The organism is Streptomyces sp. NPDC029164 (assembly GCF_055563995.1).
Map to the genome: position 1 here is coordinate 58163 of NZ_JBVHWW010000011.1, position 19946 is coordinate 78108.

Here is a 19946-nt window from a genome sequence, read left to right on the forward strand (position 1 = left end):
CCCGCACCTTGCGGCGGAGCCCCTCACCTGCGAAAAGGCGCGTTCACGGCACTAGCTGAAGTACCCCGTGATGTCCGCGATGAGATCCACGGAACCGCTGTTGTTGTAGAAGCTGACCTTGCCGTCCACCACCGGGACGACCACCAGGTTGGGGATCGTCAGACCGGCCGTGACGTTCAGGTTCGAGGCGCTGGAGCGGGTCGTCCCGCTCGGGAACACCGACACGTAGCTCGCCTCGGTCGGGTTCGTCGCCGTCACGTTCAGCACCACGGCCTTGATCCCGGTGGCCGGGATGCCGCCGACGCCCGCCACGGGCAGCGTGACGACGCCGCCCCCGGTGACCCTGCCCTGGCGGACGCCGAGGCCCGTACGCGTGTCCATCAGCCGCTTCGGGCCGAAGTTCGCGTGCACGGCGCCCTCGGCACTGTCCGAGAAATAGCCGGTGATGTCCGCGATCAGGTCGACGTTGCCCTGGTTGTTGTAGAAGCTGACCTTCCCGTCCACCACCGGGACGACCACCAGGTTGGGGATCGTCTGGCCCGGGGTGAAGTTCAGGTTCGAGGCGCTGGAGCGGGTCGTCCCGCTCGGGTACACCGACACGAAGCTCGGCTGCGTCGGGTTGGTCGCCGTCACGTTCAGCACCACGGCCTTGACGCCGGTGGCCGGGATGCCGTCGACGCCCGCCACGGGCAGGGTGACCACGCCGGCGGTGCCGACGGGGCCGGCCGGGACGCCGAGGCCGGTACGGGTGTCCATGAGCCGCTTCGGGCCGAAGTTGGTCTGCGTGGCGCCCTCACCCTCCGAGGTGAAGTAGCCGGTGACGTCCGCGATCAGGTCGACGTTGCCCTGGTTGTTGTAGAAGCTGACGCTCCCGTTGACGACCGGCACGACCACCAGGTTGGGGATCGTCTGGCCCGGGGTGAAGTTCAGGTTCGAGGCGCTGGAGCGGGTCGTCCCGCTCGGATACACCGACACGAAGCTCGGCTGCGTCGGGTTGGTCGCCGTCACGTTCAGCACCACCGCGGTGGGCGTGCCACCGGTGGCGGCGGCCACCGGCAGGGAGACGACGCCGGCGGTACCGACGGGGCCGGAGCGGACGCCCAGGCCGGTACGGGTGTCCATCAGCCGCTTCGGCGCGAGGGGGACGAACTTGGCGCCCTTGACGTCCGCTTCGACGGTGACCGCGAGGCTCGTGGAGACCTTGCCGTTCGCGGCGGTCGCGCGGACCCGGACCTCGTGCTTGCCGTTGGTCACGACCGCGGTCGCCTTGCGGGCGGCGCCGTCGGTGACGGCGGCGGCCTCACCGTCCACCAGCAGCTCGAACTTGTTCAGCGCGCCACTGGCCGTGCTGGTGGTCCAGTCGACCGTCAGGGCCGCGCCGCCGGGGTACGTGGAACCCGGCACGGCCGGCGCCCCGTTCACCGCGGCGAGCTTCAGCTGGGCCGCGGGGCCCGTCTGACGGAGCGCCTCCAGCTGCGGGTAGAGGGAGTTGCCCGGGCACTGGGTGTTGAAGCCGTCCCGGTGGCCCGAGAGCGACTTGAACTCGTAACTCTGCTTCTCGGTGTAGCTCTTGCCGAAGAAGTTCTTCTGGGTGACGCCGGCGGTCAGCGTCGTCGTGCCGTTGATGTCGCCGTCGTACTGGCCGAGCTTGTACGCGGCGACCTTGGAGACGGCTTCGAGCGCGGCGGGCGAGGCCCCCGCGTTCGTGTAGTCACCGAGGATCGAGACGCTCGTCGACTCGGAGTTCCAGCCGTAGGTGTGCGCGCCCTGGACGGGCTGGTCCACACCGCCCTGACGGCCTTCGAAGACCGTGCCGCACTTGTCGACGAGGAAGTTGTAGCCGAGGTCGCGCCACTTCTCGATCTCCACGTGGTACTTGTGGATGCTCCGGACGATGGCAGCGGACTCGGAGCACTCGTACGGCGCGGTCGCGGCGGTGTGGTGGACGAAGACCGCCTTGATCTTCGCTCCGGCGAGGTAGATCGGGCCCTCGTTGTTCAGGGACTCGTCCGCGCCCCACTGCACGCGCGAGACCACGTCCGGCCGCGGGGCGGTCGACTCCGGCCCCGGCGTGGTCGGCGGGGTCGCCGGGGTCGGCACGGGATCGTCCGCGGGGAGGGCGAAGGCAGCCGGACCGAGGCCCAGGTTGCCCTTCTTCTTGGCCTTCGCGCCGCCGGCGCCCGGGTCCACCAGGTTCAGTTCCATGCCGGCGGGCAGCTCGGCGCCGCCGGACACCCGTACCTCGGCTCCGTCGGACGGGCCGACCCAGACCGGCTCGGTGGCTCCGCGCAGCCCGGGGCGCTTGCCGTCGAGGCCGGACTCGGCCTGCTCCAGCTCGACCCACTTCGACCACTTGCCGGTGTCGGCGTCGCGGGTGCGGGCCTCGATCTTGCCCTTGACCTCGGCCTTGGGGTCGCTCCAGGAGACGCCGAGGAGCCCGAAGGGCTCGGTGCCCTGCTGGGAGAGGACGGCCTCGCCCCTGCCCTTGGGCTTCAGCGCGAGCCGGTGCAGCTCGCCCTCGACCGGGCCCTTCTCGCGGGCGCGGGTGCTGTAGGGCGACACCTCTCCCCCGTCGGAGGCACCCGTGCCGCTGGCGATGCCCTGGATGCCGAGTACCGCCACGACCCCGAGCGCGGCGGCCAGAGCCGTCCCGCGCACACGACCTAGTTTCAAGTTGTCCGTCCCCGCCCCTGTGGTGATCCAGAACTACTGGCTGACCGGCCGGATGCTACTGGCCGCCGGCGCCGCGCCGATCACGGGGGTCGGTCTGGGGCGAACAGGGGTACGGATACGCGAGGACCCCCGGCCCTCGGCGAACCGCGGGACGGGGGTCCGGAATGGGGACGAAGGCTACTTCTTCGCCTTCTCCCTCTCCTTCTGCTCCTGCTCTTCCTTCTTCAGCTCCGACGCCGGCGCCTTGCGCCCGCAGACGGCCTGCCAGTTCAGCGGACCGATGCCACCGCACCAGATCTCGCCGTCGTCGGCGTTCTGCTTCCAGTCGTTCGTGACGATGTCCGCGCACTTCTTCTTGTCCGGCGCGAAGCGCGGGCAGGTGCCGTCCGCCTTCTTGATGGTGTGGGCCCGCCAGGCGTCGATGCCCATCGTCATGTTGTCGGACTGCGGCATGTACCGGTTGACCGACCAGGACGCGCCCATCGTGGCGAACAGCGCGATCGCGCACACCATGCCGGCCGCGAGCTGCGCGACGACCCGCCGGGGCACGACGCGGGCGGCCGGGGCCGCGCCGCTCGGCCGCAGGGTGCGCTCGGCCCAGCCGGAGCTCCGGTTCACCACGGCCATCATGCCGAGGACGGCCAGGATCATCAGGCAGTACATGATGATCCAGGTGGTGCGCGGGAAGAGCTGCACGGCCTTGTCGTGCGCCATGTGCGAGGCGAACCAGAAGCGGGCCAGCCAGGCGCCGGCCAGCGTGGCGGCGGCGGTCAGGACCATGATGTTGCGCAGCGCCAGGCCGACGCCCAGGCCCACCGCGAACAGCAGCAGCAGGGCGAAGCCGCTCTGGCCCGCCATCTCGCCGGCCACCGGCCAGGTCTGGTACTCCAGCTTGCCGGAGCGGTCGGACACCCAGCCCAGGACGTACGCCGGGTCGACGTACACGGCCAGGAAGGCGTAGCGGTCCGGGGTCTGGGAACCGAGCCGGGCCATCTGGTAGATCAGCGGGGCGCCCACGATCCCGGCCGTCAGCAGGGTGGCGCCGACGAACGCGGCGGTCCGCTTGACCACCGCCTTGCCGGCCCGCCACGGGAAGACGCACAGCGCCAGCAGGAACACGCCGGGCGCGGCCCAGACGTACCAGCCGGAGTACCAGAGGAAGACCACGCCGAAGACGAGGCCGAGGACCGCGCCGCGGAGCAGCACCCGGCGCAGCGGCTGCTCACCGGCGCGGCGCATCTCGCGCAGCGTGTAGCCGAGCAGCGGCAGCAGGACGAGCATGCTGGCGTGGCTGTACGGGCGGATCGGGTCCATGAAGAGGATGGCCGACGGCACGGCGATCAGCAGCGCCCAGAACGGCCGGAGCAGCAGCCGCCAGGCCAGGTACGTCATCGGGCCCGCGATGGCGGTGAAGAAGATCTGGAAGTCCTTGAGGGCGAACCCGGTCCCGCCGGGGACGACGCCGTAGCGAAGCTTCGCCCAGACGGCCATCAGGCCGGGGAAGAGCGGCGGGTAGATGCCCGACGGACCCTCGCCGTGCAGGAAGGAGTTGGCCATGGCGATCAGGGCGCTCGGGTCGCCCTCCTGGCCGCCGAGGCCCCAGGGCGTACCGCGCAGGGCGACGACCACGCCGCCGGCCAGCACCCCGGTGGCGAGGCCGGCCAGGGCGGCGCACACCAGGCGCTTGACCAGCTGGTGGCGGCCGAGGTTGCCGCGGTAGGCGGTGTAGAGCAGGACCGCGAGCAGCGGCAGGCCGAGCACGGCCGCGTACATCTGGAGCTTGGCGAGGCCGCTGACCTGACCGATGCGGACGAGCGGGTTCACGCTGATGTGCGTGCTCAGCAGCGTGAACCCGAGGGCTGCCACCAGACTGACGACGACCTCGGCCAGGGCCTGCACCCACCGCCGGGACAGCCACGCCTCGCTCCGCGAGCGGGACAAGTGGCTCGTGCCTTGCGCCGGTACGGCAGGCCGCTGCGCCGGAGCGCCGGCCTCACCGACCTCCTCGGGGGCCAGGTGTGTCATCTCAGTCCGTTTCATGGTGGGCGGAGTCGGCTCAGTTCTGGCCGGAGGTGAAGGCGTGCTTCGCCAGCGTACGAGCGCCCTCCTTGTGCCCGCGGCGCAGGGCTCCGGGGAGCATCGTCAGCGCGTGCAGACGGGAGGCGCTGTGGAAGCGCGCCGCGCGGGCCGCCTTCGGCCAGCCCCGGGCGTCCATGCGCGCGGCGACCGCGGCGAAGTACCGCTCGGCCTCGGCGAAGCGGGTTCCCGAGAAGGCCTGCACCGAGGACTCGCTGACCGCGTGGCGGCGGTACTGGAACACCGTGGTGGAGTTGTCGATGACCATCTCCTCGCCGTCTTCGAGCAGGTCGACGACGAGCGCGAGGTCCTGGATCACCGAGTAGTCGTCGCGGAAGTTCACCTTGCGCAGGGCCTCGCCGCGCCAGGCGATCGACGGGAAGTAGAGCCAGTTCCCGCGCAGTACGCTGGCGGCCAGCTCCTCACCGGCCATCAGCCGGCGGCCCTTGACCTGCGGTGCGTACAGCCGCTTCTTGGTGTTGTCCGCCAGGCCCGCGGTCACCTTGCCGTCGCCGTCGATGACCTCGACGCCGGGCTGGACCATGCCGATGCCCGGCCGGGCCCCGACGATCCCGCGCACGGTCTCCAGGTAGTGCGGGTGCAGCAGGTCGTCGCAGCCCATGATGACGACGTAGTCGGCCTCGGACAGCCGCACGCACTTCTGGAAGTTCTTGGTGATGCCGAGGTTCTGCTCGTTGCGCGTGTAGTGGACCCGGTCGTCACCGAGCTGTGCGAACCAGCCGGGTACGTCGGGCTCCTTGCCGTCGTCGATCACGACGAGGCGGAAGTCCCGGTCCGTCTGCGCCAGGACGCTGCGGACGGCGTCCTGCATCAGCTGCACGTCCCCGTAGTAGGGGAGCATGAAGTCGAAGGTCACCATGCGGCTTCAGGCCTTCACGGAGTCGGAGCCTGCGCCGGCCTCGGCCTTGGCACCGGCGGCGGATTCCGGGGTCGCCTGCGCGACGACGGCGTCCTGGCCCAGACGCTCGTCGTTGTGCCGGACGCCCTCGTTGATGGCCACCGTCCGGGCGAGGTCGGTGATCTTCTTCTCCAGGGAGCGGAAGCGCAGGAAGGTGTTGAGCGTGAGGAAGCCCATCGCGAGCACCATCACGTACAGCACCAGGTCGGTGCCGCGGCCGACGCCGAGCTGCTGGGCGAGCCAGGTGACGTCGGTCGGGCGGAGCACCGCGTAGACGTTGACGATGACGAAGGCCGAGAACGCGATGCGCTTCCACGCCCGGTTCTTCGCCTGGCCCCAGGTCCGGATGAACATCAGGGCCATCGACACCGAGCCGACGATCAGGAGCAGCTGGATCCAGAAGTACTTCATCGACGCCCACGCTCCCGCAGCGAAATGTCAAAAAGGATGTTGACGCCGTTGATCAGGGACTGACCCTTGGCGCGTGAGTAGTCGGTGTAGAGGATGTCCACCGGTACCTCGGTGACGCGCAGCGTGGAGCCGGCGAGGAAACCGACGAGCTCGGACGCGTGGGCCATGCCGTTCATGGTGATGTTCAGCTGCTCGGCGGCCTCCCGGCCGAGCACGCGCAGACCGTTGTGCGCGTCCGTGAGCTTGAGCTTGCGCGCGGTCGGGCTGACGGCGGCGGCCGTGCGCAGCACGACCTGCTTGATCCACGGCACCTGGCCGTTCTGCTCGATGAAGCGGGAGCCGAGCACGACGTCGGCCTCGTCGCGGCGGAGCACGCCGACCATCGTCTCGACGTCCTTGGTCTGGTGCTGACCGTCGGCGTCGAAGGTGGCGAAGTAGCGGGCGCCGGGCTGGGCGAGCGCGTAGGTGAGGCCGGTCTGCAGGGCCGCGCCCTGGCCGAGGTTGACCGGGTGGCGCACGAGGTGGGCGCCGGTGGTGGCTATGTGCTTGGCCGAGTCGTCGGTGCTGCCGTCGTCGACGACGACGATGTTGGGGAACGTCTTGCGGGCCCCCTCGACCACGTCGGCGATCACCTGGCCCTCGTTATAGGCCGGTATGACCAGCCAGACATCGTCGTATTGGGACACGGTAGCTCCAGCGGGATGTGGCACAAACGAGTGCTCGGTGATCGGTGTGACGTCGTGGTGCGGCATGGTCATTTCCCGACCGCTCCCACGCCCGGGGTGCCGGTGTCGGCCAGCTGCCGGGGGCCTTCACCGGCTGCGGCGGCGGCTCCGGGGAAGCTCAGCCTGAGGGCTGCCAGCATAGCGAGGACGGTGGCGGTCGAACCGAGGGCGTAGGCGACGATCACGCGCACGGCCACGTCGCCCGGTATCAAGGTGATGCCCACCAGGACCGCCGTGCCGAGGGCCCAGGAGAGCAGCTGCAGGTTGTGCCGCTTGAATACCATGAGCGCCTGTCCGAGGACCATCGCGAACATGTACGCCGCGGTACCGGCCGACAGCAGGAAGAAGTCGAAGCTGCCCAGCACCGGGTCCTCGGTGCCGAAGAGCACCTCGATGAGCCAGGGGCCGAGGACCGTGGCCGGTACGCCGCCGAGCAGTCCGAGCGCGGCGACGACCATGGCGATCCGGCGCAGCATCGCCCAGAACGCCACCCGGTCGCCGGCCGTGAACGCGGCGGTGAGGCCGCTGAGCAGCGAGGCCTGGAGCGAGCCGAAGACGAAGAGCGGCACCCGCGCGAGCACGGTCGCGCTCATCAGCGCCGCGATCAGCGCGCTGTCGGAGGGGGCCAGCAGCTTGGTGCTCATGACGGCCGCGTTGACGACCACCTGGGACAGCAGGGTCGCGCAGACGAGCAGGCCGAGGCCGCTGCACAGGTCGCGCCAGGCGATCGGCTCGCCGGGCCCGACGGCGCGCAGCAGCGCCGGCAGGGTGACCAGCGTCGCGATGACCGGCGCGAAGGCCAGGATGAGGCTGAAGGCCAGTGCGGAGTGCAGGCCGAGCAGGGCGCAGCCGAAGGCCAGCACGATGCGCAGGCCGCCGTCGACGGCGAGCTGGGTGCCGTACGCGCCGAACAGGCCGAGGCCGGCCAGCACACCGCGGGTGAGGTAGCACAGGGCCATGCCGGCGAAGGCGCTGCCGAGCGCCGCCACCAGGGCGCGGTCCCCGTGGAACAGCAGGTCGGCGATGGATCCGGCGCCGAGGACGAGGACGAGCAGGGTCGCGCCGAGGATGCCCGCGGTGAGCAGGGCGGCCCGGCGCAGTACGGGGGCCGCGCCCTGGCCGAGGACCACACGGGCGGAGACGATCCGGGTGAGTTCCTGCTCCATCGGGAAGAAGATGCCGATGCCGATGGACATCACGATCGTCCACAGCACCGAGACGTTCGCGTAGCCCGTGTCGGACAGGCTGTGGCCGGCCACGCCCAGGTGGGCGTAGGAGGCCGCGCCGAGCACGACGGTGCCGCCGGCCACCGCGACGGTGCCCGGCGGCAGCGCCGCGCTCAACTTGTTCAGCAGGGCTTTCATCCCGCGGCGCCGTCCCGGGCCTGTGCGGCCAGCGCGGCGAAGCCGGGGGTGGCCAGGGCCTCGGCCAGCTGTTCGCGCCAGTCGGCGAGCGGCGCCATTCCCGCCTCGTCCCAGCGGTCGTGCCCGAGCACGCTGAAGGCGGGGCGGACGGCGGGGCGGACGAACGCCTCGGAGGTGGTCGGCCGGATCCGCTCGGGGTCGAGACCGCTCAGCCGGTAGGTCTCGCGGGCGAGCCCCATCCAGGTGGTCCGGCCGCTCGCGGTGCCGTGGTAGAGCCCGCCCATGGCCCAGCCCTTCAGGGCGGCCTCGCCGAGCTCGACGAGCCGGCGGGCCAGCGCGTAGGACCAGGTGGGCTGGCCGTGCTGGTCGTCGACGACGTCCAGGGTGTCCCGCTGGGCGGCCAGCTTCAGCATGGTGGCGACGAAGTTGGGGCCGTGCTCGCCGTACAGCCAGGCGGTGCGGACCACGTAGCCGTCCTGCGGCAGCAGTTCGGTCACGGCCTGTTCGCCGACCAGCTTGGAGCGGCCGTACGCGTTCACGGGCCCGGTGGCGGTGTCCTCACGGTACGGCTCCGAGGCGTCGCCGGGCAGCACGTAGTCGGTGGAGACGTGCAGCAGGCGCACGTGGGCGTCGGCACAGGCCTCGGCGAGGACGCGCACGCCGGCGCCGTTGACGGCGGTGGCGGCTTCCTCGGCGGTCTCGGCGCCGTCCACGTCGGTCCAGGCGGCGCAGTTCACGACCACGCTGACGCCCTCGACCGCGGCCCGGACGGCGGCCGGGTCGGTGATGTCGAGGTCGGCGCGGCGCAGGCCCACGGCCTCGATCCCGGAGGCCTTCAGTACGGCCAGGACGTCCTGGCCGAGCATCCCGGCGGCGCCGGTGACGAGCCAGCGCCCGGCTCGCGGGTTCTTCTTCACTTCTGCAGGGCCGCCTTCGCCTTCAGCGGCTCCCACCAGGCGCGGTTCTCGCGGTACCAGTCGATGGTGGCCTTGATGCCGTCCTCGAAGGTGACCTGCGGGGTGTAGCCCAGCTCGGCGCCGATCTTGCTGATGTCGATGGAGTAGCGGAGGTCGTGGCCCTTGCGGTCCTCGACCTGCTCGACCATCTCCCAGCCGAGGCCGGCGGCCTCCAGCAGGACGCCGGTGAGGTCCTTGTTGGTGAGCTCGGTGCCGCCGCCGATGTTGTAGACCTCGCCGGCGCGGCCCTTGCGCATGGCCAGGTCGATGCCGCGGCAGTGGTCGGAGACGTGCAGCCAGTCGCGGACGTTGCCGCCGTTGCCGTACAGCGGGACCTTCTTGCCGTCCATCAGGTTCGAGACGAACAGCGGGATGACCTTCTCCGGGAACTGGTAGTGCCCGTAGTTGTTGGAGCAGCGGGTGACCACCACGTCCATGCCGTGGGTGCGGTGGTAGGCCAGCGCCAGCAGGTCGGACGACGCCTTGGAGGCGGAGTAGGGGGAGTTGGGCACCAGCGGCCACTCCTCCGTCCAGGAGCCCTCGTCGATCGAGCCGTAGACCTCGTCGGTGGAGATGTGGACGAAGCGGCCGACGCCGTGCTTGCGGGCGGAGTCGAGGAGGACCTGCGTGCCGACGACGTTGGTCATCACGAAGGGGCCCGCGCCGGCGATGGAGCGGTCCACGTGGGACTCGGCGGCGAAGTGCACGACGACGTCGTGGCCGGGCATCACCTGGTCGACGGCCTCGGCGTCGCAGATGTCGCCCTTGACGAAGGTGTATCCGGGGTGATCCGCGACCGGGGCGAGGTTGGCCTCGACGCCCGAGTAGGTCAGCTTGTCGAAGACAGTGATCTGCGCCGTGGCATCTGCACCGAGCTGCTGGCGGACGAATTCTGAACCGATGAAGCCGGCGCCGCCGGTCACGAGGATGCGCATAATACGAAGAGTCTAGCGGCCTGCCGAACGTCACATTCCCTTGGCTCGGCTCCCCCGCACGCTCTCGCATAGGGTTCACCCATGCGTGGAATCCTTTTGGCCGGTGGCACCGGATCGCGACTCTGGCCGTTGACCCGGGCCGTCTCGAAGCAGTTGCTGCCCGTCTTCGACAAGCCGATGATCTATTACCCCCTCTCCACCCTGGTGATGGCGGGCATCAGCGAAATCCTGATCATCACCACCCCCGAAGACCGCGACCAGTTCGAGCGGCTGCTCGGCGACGGTTCGCAGTTCGGCCTGCGGCTGGAGTACGCCGTCCAGGAGCGCCCGGAGGGCATCGCCCAGGCCTTCGTCCTCGGCGCCGACTTCATCGGTGACGAGTCCGTCGCGCTGATCCTCGGCGACAACATCTTCCACGGCAGTGGCCTCGGCACCCGCCTCGCCCAGCACACCGGCGCCAAGGGCGGCCGCGTGTTCGCGTACCCGGTGGCGGACCCCACGGCGTACGGCGTGGTCGAGTTCGACGAGAACGGCCAGGCCATCTCCATCGAGGAGAAGCCGGAGAAGCCCAAGTCCCGCTACGCGGTGCCGGGTCTCTACTTCTACGACAACCAGGTCGTCGAGATCGCCCGCGGCCTGAAGCCCAGCGCCCGCGGGGAGCTGGAGATCACCGCCGTCAACGACGCGTACCTCCAGGCCGGCGAGCTGAACGTCACGATCCTCGACCGCGGTACCGCCTGGCTGGACACCGGCACCTTCGTGTCGATGGTCCAGGCCTCCGAGTTCGTCCGCGTGATCGAGGAGCGCCAGGGCTTCAAGATCGGCTGCATCGAGGAGGCGGCCTGGCGGGCCGGCCTGATCGACTCGGCGCAGCTGCGCGCGCTCGCCGAGCCCCTCACCAAGAGCGGCTACGGCAACTACCTGTTGACGCTGCTCGACGAGGAGGACGCCCGATGAAGTTCCGCGAACTCTCCATAGCGGGTGCCTTCGAGGTCACCCCGCAGCTGCACGGCGACCCGCGCGGCCTGTTCACCGAGTGGTACCGCTTCGACCGGCTGGCCGAGGTCGTCGGGCACCCGCTGAACCTGGCGCAGGCGAACCTCTCGGTCTCCTCCGCGGGCGTGGTCCGCGGCATCCACTTCGCCGACGTGCCGCGCGGCCAGGCCAAGTACGTGACCTGCGTGCGCGGCGCCGTGCTCGACGTCATCGTCGACCTGCGGGTCGGCTCCCCCACCTTCGGCAAGTGGGAAGGCGTCCGCCTGGACGACGTGGACCGCCGCGCGGTCTACATCCCCGAGGGCCTGGGCCACGGCTTCTGCGCGCTGAGCGACGACGCCACGCTCTCGTACCTCTGCTCGGAGACGTACAACCCGACCGGCGAGCACTCGGTCCACCCCCTCGACCCCGACCTGGGCATCGAGTGGCCGGCGGACGTCCCGCAGCTGTCCGCCCGCGACGAGGCCGCCCCGTCGCTGGCCGAGGCGATCGAGACCGGGCTGCTGCCCGACCACGCCGCCTGCCTGGAGTTCACCGAGTCCCTGCGCGTGAACTGACCCACCGCACCTACGAGAGAGGGCCGCACCCCGTCCGGGGGTGCGGCCCTCTTCCGTATCCGGGCGGGCGCGCGGAACCGTGACGCCGAAGGGCCCCGTCCCACCGCCGAGGCGATGGGCCGGGGCCCTTCAGTGCAACTTGGTGCCCGCTTCAGCGAGCTACCAGGTCAGAACCCGAATTACTTCGAGATCTTGGTGACCTGGCCGGCGCCCACGGTACGACCACCCTCACGGATGGCGAACTTCAGGCCCTCCTCCATGGCGACCGGCTGGATCAGCGCGACCGTCATCTCGGTGTTGTCGCCCGGCATGACCATCTCCGTGCCGGCCGGCAGGGTGACGACACCCGTGACGTCCGTGGTACGGAAGTAGAACTGCGGACGGTAGTTGTTGAAGAAGGGGGTGTGACGGCCACCCTCGTCCTTCGACAGGATGTAGGCCTGGGCCTCGAACTCGGTGTGCGGGGTGACCGAACCGGGCTTGATGATGACCTGGCCGCGCTCGACGTCCTCGCGCTTGATGCCACGGAGGAGCAGACCGACGTTCTCGCCCGCCTGGCCCTCGTCGAGGAGCTTGCGGAACATCTCGATACCGGTGACCGTGGTGGTGGTCTTCTCTTCCTTGATACCGATGATGTCGACGGTCTCGTTGACCTTCAGGACACCACGCTCGATACGGCCGGTGACGACCGTACCGCGACCGGTGATCGTGAAGACGTCCTCGACGGGCATGAGGAACGGCTTCTCGGTGTCACGCGGCGGGGTCGGGATGGCCTCGTCGACGGCGGCCATGAGGCCGAGAAGCTTCTCGCCCCACTCCTTGTCGCCCTCGAGGGCCTTCAGCGCGGAGACGCGGACGACCGGCAGGTCGTCGCCCGGGAACTCGTACTCGGAGAGCAGCTCACGGACCTCGAGCTCGACGAGCTCCAGGATCTCCTCGTCGTCCACCATGTCGGCCTTGTTCAGGGCGACGACGATGTAGGGGACGCCGACCTGGCGGGCCAGGAGCACGTGCTCCTTGGTCTGCGGCATCGGGCCGTCGGTGGCGGCGACCACGAGGATGGCACCGTCCATCTGCGCGGCACCGGTGATCATGTTCTTGATGTAGTCCGCGTGACCCGGGCAGTCGACGTGGGCGTAGTGACGCGCCTCGGTCTGGTACTCGACGTGCGCGATGGAGATGGTGATACCGCGCTGGCGCTCCTCAGGAGCCTTGTCGATCTGGTCGAAGGCCGAGGCCTCGTTCAGGTCCGGGTACGCGTCGTGCAGCACCTTGGTAATGGCGGCCGTGAGGGTCGTCTTACCGTGGTCAATGTGACCGATGGTGCCGATGTTGACGTGCGGCTTAGTCCGCTCGAACTTCGCCTTCGCCACGGGGTCCTCCTGGAGAGTGGTTCTGTACGCCTTACTCATCGGCGCCAGGTGATCTTTGCTGGAATGCCGGCCCCCGGGGGCAACGGGAGTTACTCCTGTTGCCCCAGAGGTTCCGGTGACAAGCCTAAAGCGTGTACTCGGAAGAGTTACTCGCCCTTGGCCTTCGCGATGATCTCCTCAGCGACGTTCCGGGGAACCTCGGCGTAGGAGTCGAACTGCATCGAGTAGCTGGCGCGACCCGAGGTCTTGCTGCGGAGGTCTCCGACGTAGCCGAACATCTCCGAAAGGGGCACGAGGCCCTTCACGACGCGAGCACCGTGACGCTCCTCCATGGCCTGGATCTGGCCACGGCGGGAGTTGATGTCACCGATGACGTCACCCATGTAGTCCTCGGGCGTGGTGACCTCAACGGCCATCATCGGCTCAAGGAGCACGGGAGAAGCCTTGCGCGCGGCCTCCTTGAAGGCCTGCGAGCCGGCGATCTTGAACGCGAGCTCGGAGGAGTCGACCTCGTGGTAGCCACCGTCGAGAAGCGTGACGCGAACGCCCGTCATCTCGTAGCCCGCCAGGATGCCGAACTGCATGGCCTCCTGCGCACCGGCGTCGACCGAAGGGATGTACTCCTTCGGGACGCGGCCACCGGTGACCTTGTTCACGAACTCGTACGCCGGACCGTCGGCCTCGGTGATGGGCTCGATCGCGATCTGCACCTTGGCGAACTGACCGGTACCACCGGTCTGCTTCTTGTGGGTGTAGTCGTGACGCTCGACGGCCTTGCGGATCGTCTCGCGGTACGCGACCTGCGGCTTGCCGACGTTGGCCTCGACCTTGAACTCGCGCTTCATACGGTCGACCAGCACCTCGAGGTGCAGCTCGCCCATACCGCCGAGGATGGTCTGGCCCGTCTCCTCGTCCGAGTGAACGTGGAAGGAGGGGTCCTCCTCCGCGAGACGCTGGATGGCGACACCCAGCTTCTCCTGGTCACCCTTGGACTTGGGCTCGATGGCGACCTGGATGACCGGGGCCGGGAAGTCCATGGACTCCAGGATCACCTGGTTCTTGTCGTCACACAGCGTCTCACCGGTGGTGGTCTGCTTCAGGCCCATGACCGCGACGATGTCGCCGGCGCCCACCGAGTCGATCTCCTCACGCTTGTTCGCGTGCATGCGGTAGATCTTGCCGATGCGCTCCTTCTTGCCCTTGACGGAGTTCAGCACCGCAGTGCCGGCCTCCAGGCGGCCCGAGTAAACCCGGACGAAGGTGAGCTTGCCGAGGTGCGGGTCGCTCATGATCTTGAACGCCAGCGCCGCGAGCGGCTCCTCGTCGGAAGGCTTGCGCTTCACGACGACCTCGGGGTCCTTGACGTCGTGGCCCTCGATGGCCTCGATGTCCAGGGGGGACGGCAGGTAGCGGACGACAGCGTCGAGCAGGGGCTGAACGCCCTTGTTCTTGAACGCCGTGCCACAGAACACCGCGGTGATCGTGGGCTCGCCCTTGCCCTTGCCGGAGCCGAGGATGATGCGACGGACGGCGGCGTGCAGCTGCTCGACGGAGGGCTCGTTGCCCTCCAGGAACAGCTCCATGATCTCGTCGTCGTTCTCGGCGACGGTCTCGACCAGCTTGCCGCGCCACTCTTCAGCGGCCTCGGCGTGCGTGGCCGGGATGTCGACGATGTCGTACATCTCGCCCTTGGTCGCCTCGGCGGACCAGACGAACGCCTTCATCGTGACGAGGTCGACGACACCCTGGAAGTCGGCCTCGGCACCGATCGGGAGCTGCATGACGATCGGGATCGCGCCGAGGCGGCTCTCGATCATGTCGACGCAGCGGTGGAACTCGGCGCCCGTGCGGTCGAGCTTGTTGACGAAGCAGATGCGCGGCACGCCGTAGCGGTCCGCCTGACGCCAGACAGTCTCGGACTGCGGCTCCACACCGGCGACACCGTCGAACACGGTGACGGCACCGTCGAGGACGCGGAGCGAACGCTCCACCTCGACGGTGAAGTCCACGTGACCCGGGGTGTCGATGATGTTGATGGTGTGGTCGACGTCCTCGAGCGGCCAGTGGCAGGTCGTCGCGGCGGACGTGATCGTGATGCCGCGCTCCTGCTCCTGCTCCATCCAGTCCATCGTGGCAGCGCCGTCGTGGACTTCACCGATCTTGTAAGACACACCGGTGTAGAACAGGATGCGCTCGGTGGTGGTCGTCTTGCCCGCGTCGATGTGAGCCATGATGCCGATGTTGCGCACCTTGGCCAGGTCAAGCGAAGTGGTAGCCATATCGGCTCAGTCTTCTCTCGGTCTCGATGTGGGTTGGGACTACCAGCGGTAGTGCGCGAAGGCCTTGTTGGACTCGGCCATCTTGTGCGTGTCCTCACGCTTCTTGACGGCAGCGCCAAGACCGTTGGAGGCGTCGAGCAGCTCGTTCATGAGGCGCTCGGTCATGGTCTTCTCACGACGGGCGCGGGAGTAACCCACGAGCCAGCGGAGGGCCAGGGTCGACTGGCGACCCGGCTTGACCTCGACGGGGACCTGGTAGGTCGCGCCACCGACACGGCGGGACTTGACCTCGAGGGACGGCTTGACGTTCTCCAGCGCGCGCTTCAGCGTGATGACCGGGTCGTTGCCGGTCTTCTCGCGGAGGCCTTCCATGGCGCCGTAAACGATGCGCTCGGCGGTGGAGCGCTTGCCGTTCAGGAGGATCTTGTTGATGAGCGACGTCACCAGAGGAGATGCGTAGACCGGGTCGATGATGACCGGGCGCTTCGGGGCGGGGCCCTTACGAGGCATTCTTACTTCTCCTTCTTGGCGCCGTAGCGGCTGCGGGCCTGCTTGCGGTTCTTGACAGCCTGGGTGTCAAGCGCACCGCGGATGATCTTGTAACGAACACCCGGCAGGTCCTTCACACGGCCACCACGCACGAGCACGATCGAGTGCTCCTGCAGGTTGTGTCCCTCACCCGGAATGTAAGCGGTGACCTCGATGCCGGAGGTCAGACGCACACGCGCGACCTTACGGAGCGCCGAGTTCGGCTTCTTCGGGGTGGTCGTGAACACACGCGTGCAGACGCCGCGACGCTGGGGCGAAGCCTCAAGCGCGGGGGTCTTTGTCTTCTCGACCTTGTCCTGCCGGCCCTTACGGACCAGCTGCTGGATCGTAGGCACTACTTCTCCGGTTTCTGTGTGCCGTGTAGTGAAACTAACCTGGAACTCCCCCGACCCACGCGGTCGGGTGTGTCGGATGCTGCACGCTCTCACCGAGGTGAGGCAGGCACAGATCACGGTGTGTTCTTCTCGACTCTCCGCGGGGTCTTATGCACACGCGAGAGCCAGGGCACACCCCAGGCACAAGGTCAGAGCGTACCTACCTCACAGAGGTAGGTCAAAACAAATGCCCAGCACGAAAACCGACTGCGCGCAAGCGGGACGCATGGACTTCTGCCGGAACCCGGACGCCGCAACGGTCCCGCCCGGCCCCACCGGGTCCGGGGTCAGTCCCGCGCGCGGCGGCGGGCCTCGGCGGCGGTCGCCGCCTCGGCGGGCACCTCGCCGTCGGCGCCGTCCGGCTCCAGGAACTGGCTGACCACCTTGACGAAGACCGCGCGGCGGGCCTCGGGGACGCCCAGCCACTGGGCGAAGTCCTCGATGGTGGGCTGCCGGCCGCCCGGGGCCGGCTCCGGGGAGGCCAGCGGGAGCTCTTCCGGGGCCACCCGGCCGGAGCGGATCAGCATGTCGCGCACCGAGACGCCGAGCAGCGGGGCGATCCGGCGCATGGTCTCGAGGTCGGGCATGCTCTGCCGCTGGAGCAGCCGGGTGACGGCGGCGCGGTGCACCCCGGCCTCGTCCGCGATCCTCGACTTGCCGCCGCCCCGGGGGCTGTCGATGTCGTACCCGCGCTGCCGCATCAGGGTTTCCACCCAGGCCGCGAACGCGTCCAGTTCGAGAGTGCTCATGTGCCGCTCCTCAGTCCGCCGTTCGCAGTCCGCACCATGACAACACACTTTAGCGTGCTTGCGCGCACGGAATTACGTCCTCCACAAATCAACCACAACTGAGGCCGTACAGCCTCTGATTGCGCGCTCGCACGCAACCTGTCACAGTGTGACCGCCGTGAGCCACGGCCGTCACACCTCGCGGAGTCGCCATGTCCCTTGCCCCGTTCCTCGCCCCGCCCCTCACCCCGCCCCTCCCCTTCACCGCCGCACAGCCGGCCACCGCACCGCCGGGCACCGCACGGTCCGCCACCGCACGGTCCGCCACCGCACGGTCCGCCACCGCGCGGTCCGCCGCCGCACGCCCCGTGGAGCCGCCCGCCGTGCCCTGGCCCTGGCAGGCCGCCGCCGCGTGCGGCGACCTCCCGCCCGACGTCGTCTTCGCCAAGCGGGCCAAGGTCGCGGCCCCGGCCCTGCGCGCCTGCGCCGCCTGCCCGGTCCGGCGCGAGTGCGAGGAGGCCGTCGCCCCGGCCGAGAGCTGGTTCGACGGGGTCTGCGGCGGCCGGCTGTGGCGCAATGGCCGGCCCGCCGCCCTCACCTCGCCCTCCGGGAGCTCCCGTGCCTGACCTCAGCACCAGTGACACCGCGCTGTGGATCGCCTCGCTGATCCGCCACTTCCCCGACCTCTGCGAAGAAATGGCGCCCGGACGCGCCGCCCCCTTCGCCTCCCACGTCCCCGCGCCCCGGACCCCGCGCGACGACGAGCTCGTCCGGGTGGAGCGGCGCGAGGCCCTGCTCCTCCAGCAGGAACACGGCCTGGCCGTGCCCGGCCACGGCTCCGCCCCGGTCCGCCTGCACGTCTCCGACACCATCCGGGACATCACCGACGGCGTGGTCGAGCTGGAGGAGGCCGTGTGCGCCCGGCTCGGCATCCCGCGGCCCCGCCGGGCCCCGGTGCCGGAGCGGCTGCGCCGCCTGGCCGGGCTGCTGGACGCGATCGAGGCCCAGCCCGTACTGGCACGGCACGTACGCGACGAGACGCGCCGCATGGCCCGGCGCTGTGCCCGCGCACTGGGGGACAGCGAGCAGGTGGTGCGGGTGTCCGGCCGCTGCCCCTGGTGCGACTCGGTCTCGCTGCGCGCCTTCCCCGACCGCCGGGCCGTGCTGTGCGTGAACCCGGCCTGCCGGTGCGCGGTCCCCGACTGCGGCTGCCACGACGACCCCGCCTACCGCCACCTGTGGCCCGAGACCGAGTGGGCCGCGCTGGCCGCCGAGTCGGGCTGCCGTACGGAGGAACTCGACGCCGCGATGGAAGGCACGCACCCGTGATCGCTCCGCTCCCCGCCCTCGTCCCGGGCCCGGTGGCCGCCCAGGAGGCCGGGGTCGCCCCCGCCACCATCCGCAAGTGGGTCCAGCTCGGCCGGCTCACCGCGGCCGGCAAGGCGGGACGTGCGCAGCTGTTCCGGCTGGAGGACGTGTTCGCGGCCGAGCGCACGGCCAGCCGGCGCCCGCCGGTCCCGCGGCCCGGCGGTCCGGCCGTCTGACCCCCGACGGGCCCGGTCCGCCTCCTCCCCTTCCCGCTCCACCCCTGATGCCCGGCCTCCCCACGGAGGCCGGGCATCCGGCGTTCCGGGCCCCAGGTCCGGTGCGGGCCCGGCCCGCGGCCGCGCCCGGCGCCCGTACGGGAAGGCGTAGGGGGACCCGGGGAAAGGGACCGCACGAACTTGTTGCGCGCGCGCACGCAACGTGTCACAGTTGGTGCAGCGGCAGAGCTGCGCCCGCAGGACGGGCGGCGGCCGGCCGCTCCCCCCGCCGGGCGGCGCCCGCCCCCGCCCCCCTTCGGGCGCCGCCCGGCATCCCGCCACCCACCAGCTGAGGTGAACCGTCGTGACCACTCCCCCGAGTGCCTTCCCCGACGTCGAGGCCCTGGTCGTCGACGTCCTCAAGGCCGACTCCGCCCTGTCCACCGCGGCCGTCGCCGTCGACCCGCCCGCCGGGTTCGACGGCACGCAGCGGGCCGTCCTGGTCAACCGCCGGGGCGGCGCCTGGACCGGCGACCTGCACGTCGACCAGCCGCTGATCGAGCTGGAGGTGTACGGCCCGAACAAGGCCGCCGCCCACACCCTGGCCAACGCCGCCCGGCGCGCCCTGCTCGCCACCCTCGGCAAGACCATCGGCTCGAACACCTTCACGGACGTCGAGGAGCAGGACGGCCCCCGCTGGCTCCCGGACTACCTGTACCGCGGCGCGAACCGCTACGTCTGCGTGATCAAGGTGTCCCTCAGCGTCCTCTGACGCCCCCACAGACCAAGGCCCTGCCGTCCGGCGGGGCCTTTGCCGTACCCGGACCCGGACACGCCCGCGGTCCGGTGCGGCGGACCCCTATATAAGGAGATGCATCACCATGGCAGGAAACTCGTCCGAGATCCGCGTAGCCGGCAGCGGCCGCCTCTTCGTCGCCGCCGCCGGTACGGCGCTGCCGACCGCCTTCACCGGCAAGCCGGACACCGACTGGGGCGCCAACTGGAAGGACCTCGGCTTCACCACGTCCGACGGCGTCACCTTCTCCAAGAAGGACAAGCTGGAGCCGGTCGACTCGTGGCAGGCCGTCAGCCCGGTCCACTTCACCTACTCCGACCGGGACCTGAGCCTGAAGTTCGCGCTGCTCCAGTTCAACGAGCTGACGCTGCCGTTCTTCATGGGCGGCGGCGCGGTGGCCGACGAGGCCACCCCCTCCAACGGCATCTACCGCTACGACATCGCGGACTCGCCGAAGTCGGACACCCGCGCCCTCGGCCTGGAGTTCACCGACACCAAGGCCAGTGACGGCTCGGTCGTGACCTACCGCTTCTACATCCCGCGCGGCCAGGTCACCGCCTCCGACGACATCAAGCTGGCCCGCAAGTCGGCCTCCACCCTGGGCATCACCTTCACCGCCCTCGCGGCGGGCGACGACAAGCCGCTGGCGAGCTTCGTCATGAAGGACGGCGCGTACGCCGCCGGCTGATCCAGCCCGTGACAGGGGCGGGAC

20 protein-coding genes are annotated in these 19946 nt (G+C 69.9%); 7 read left to right on the plus strand and 13 right to left on the minus strand.

Annotated features, from left to right (window positions below):
- Window positions 1-51: 51 nt before the first annotated feature.
- The 8 genes from ACZ4VT_RS12945 to rfbB form a co-directional block, all read right to left on the minus strand.
- Entirely contained in the window at window positions 52-2658 is a 2607-nt protein-coding gene (locus tag ACZ4VT_RS12945) for a peptidoglycan recognition protein family protein (RefSeq protein ID WP_467949022.1), read from the minus strand.
- 192 nt (window positions 2659-2850) lie between these two features.
- Complete coding sequence (locus ACZ4VT_RS12950; RefSeq protein ID WP_467949024.1) at window positions 2851-4698, minus strand: hypothetical protein; 1848 nt, start codon at window positions 4696-4698, stop codon at window positions 2851-2853.
- A 31-nt stretch (window positions 4699-4729) separates the two neighbouring features.
- Entirely contained in the window at window positions 4730-5629 is a 900-nt protein-coding gene (locus ACZ4VT_RS12955) for a glycosyltransferase family 2 protein (RefSeq protein ID WP_467949025.1), read from the minus strand.
- A gap of 6 nt (window positions 5630-5635) precedes the next feature.
- Entirely contained in the window at window positions 5636-6079 is a 444-nt protein-coding gene (locus ACZ4VT_RS12960; protein ID WP_467949027.1) for a DUF2304 family protein, read from the minus strand.
- Window positions 6076-6765, minus strand: a complete 690-nt coding sequence (locus tag ACZ4VT_RS12965; RefSeq protein ID WP_351290792.1) for a glycosyltransferase family 2 protein — start codon at window positions 6763-6765, stop codon at window positions 6076-6078. Before ACZ4VT_RS12965 ends, ACZ4VT_RS12960 begins: the two co-directional genes overlap by 4 nt.
- A 68-nt stretch (window positions 6766-6833) precedes the next feature.
- A complete protein-coding gene (locus ACZ4VT_RS12970) occupies window positions 6834-8168 on the minus strand; it encodes a lipopolysaccharide biosynthesis protein (RefSeq protein ID WP_467949029.1) in 1335 nt (444 codons plus the stop codon).
- Window positions 8165-9085, minus strand: a complete 921-nt coding sequence (gene rfbD / locus ACZ4VT_RS12975) for a dTDP-4-dehydrorhamnose reductase (RefSeq protein ID WP_467949031.1) — start codon at window positions 9083-9085, stop codon at window positions 8165-8167. The genes ACZ4VT_RS12970 and rfbD overlap by 4 nt, the downstream gene beginning before the upstream one ends.
- A complete protein-coding gene (gene rfbB / locus ACZ4VT_RS12980; RefSeq protein WP_467949032.1) occupies window positions 9082-10059 on the minus strand; it encodes a dTDP-glucose 4,6-dehydratase in 978 nt (325 codons plus the stop codon). Before rfbB ends, rfbD begins: the two co-directional genes overlap by 4 nt.
- Before the next feature lie 81 nt (window positions 10060-10140).
- On the opposite strand from rfbB, the gene rfbA reads away from it, so the two are divergent.
- Together rfbA and rfbC are read left to right on the plus strand one after the other, a co-directional pair.
- Complete coding sequence (rfbA, locus tag ACZ4VT_RS12985; protein ID WP_319725466.1) at window positions 10141-11016, plus strand: glucose-1-phosphate thymidylyltransferase RfbA; 876 nt, start codon at window positions 10141-10143, stop codon at window positions 11014-11016.
- Window positions 11013-11612: a dTDP-4-dehydrorhamnose 3,5-epimerase gene (rfbC, locus tag ACZ4VT_RS12990; protein ID WP_351592938.1), complete on the plus strand. Its 600-nt coding sequence runs from the start codon at window positions 11013-11015 to the stop codon at window positions 11610-11612. Before rfbA ends, rfbC begins: the two co-directional genes overlap by 4 nt.
- 179 nt (window positions 11613-11791) lie before the next feature.
- Here the strand turns inward: rfbC and tuf are convergent, their stop codons facing one another.
- From tuf to ACZ4VT_RS13015, 5 genes are all read right to left on the minus strand, one after another.
- Window positions 11792-12985, minus strand: coding sequence for an elongation factor Tu (tuf, locus tag ACZ4VT_RS12995; RefSeq protein WP_031146566.1), 1194 nt, complete (start codon window positions 12983-12985; stop codon window positions 11792-11794).
- A gap of 146 nt (window positions 12986-13131) precedes the next feature.
- A complete protein-coding gene (fusA, locus tag ACZ4VT_RS13000) occupies window positions 13132-15264 on the minus strand; it encodes an elongation factor G (protein WP_467949035.1) in 2133 nt (710 codons plus the stop codon).
- Window positions 15265-15303: 39 nt separating this feature from the next.
- Complete coding sequence (gene rpsG / locus ACZ4VT_RS13005) at window positions 15304-15774, minus strand: 30S ribosomal protein S7 (protein WP_007265894.1); 471 nt, start codon at window positions 15772-15774, stop codon at window positions 15304-15306.
- A 2-nt stretch (window positions 15775-15776) separates the two neighbouring features.
- Window positions 15777-16148 (minus strand): 30S ribosomal protein S12, encoded by a 372-nt coding sequence (rpsL, locus tag ACZ4VT_RS13010; RefSeq protein ID WP_007265893.1) that lies wholly within the window; start codon window positions 16146-16148, stop codon window positions 15777-15779.
- A 326-nt stretch (window positions 16149-16474) separates the two neighbouring features.
- On the minus strand, window positions 16475-16936 hold the full coding sequence (locus ACZ4VT_RS13015) for a helix-turn-helix domain-containing protein (RefSeq protein WP_467949037.1): 462 nt from the start codon (window positions 16934-16936) through the stop codon (window positions 16475-16477).
- Between the two features lie 191 nt (window positions 16937-17127).
- Between ACZ4VT_RS13015 and ACZ4VT_RS13020 the strand changes: the two genes are divergently transcribed.
- From ACZ4VT_RS13020 to ACZ4VT_RS13040, 5 genes are all read left to right on the plus strand, one after another.
- Complete coding sequence (locus ACZ4VT_RS13020) at window positions 17128-17541, plus strand: WhiB family transcriptional regulator (RefSeq protein WP_467949039.1); 414 nt, start codon at window positions 17128-17130, stop codon at window positions 17539-17541.
- Window positions 17492-18244: a hypothetical protein gene (locus ACZ4VT_RS13025; protein WP_467949041.1), complete on the plus strand. Its 753-nt coding sequence runs from the start codon at window positions 17492-17494 to the stop codon at window positions 18242-18244. The genes ACZ4VT_RS13020 and ACZ4VT_RS13025 overlap by 50 nt, the downstream gene beginning before the upstream one ends.
- Window positions 18241-18459, plus strand: a complete 219-nt coding sequence (locus ACZ4VT_RS13030; protein ID WP_467949043.1) for a MerR family transcriptional regulator — start codon at window positions 18241-18243, stop codon at window positions 18457-18459. The genes ACZ4VT_RS13025 and ACZ4VT_RS13030 overlap by 4 nt, the downstream gene beginning before the upstream one ends.
- Before the next feature lie 343 nt (window positions 18460-18802).
- Window positions 18803-19210: a hypothetical protein gene (locus ACZ4VT_RS13035; protein ID WP_467949045.1), complete on the plus strand. Its 408-nt coding sequence runs from the start codon at window positions 18803-18805 to the stop codon at window positions 19208-19210.
- 109 nt (window positions 19211-19319) lie between these two features.
- On the plus strand, window positions 19320-19922 hold the full coding sequence (locus ACZ4VT_RS13040) for a phage tail tube protein (protein ID WP_362806198.1): 603 nt from the start codon (window positions 19320-19322) through the stop codon (window positions 19920-19922).
- Window positions 19923-19946: the final 24 nt, after the last annotated feature.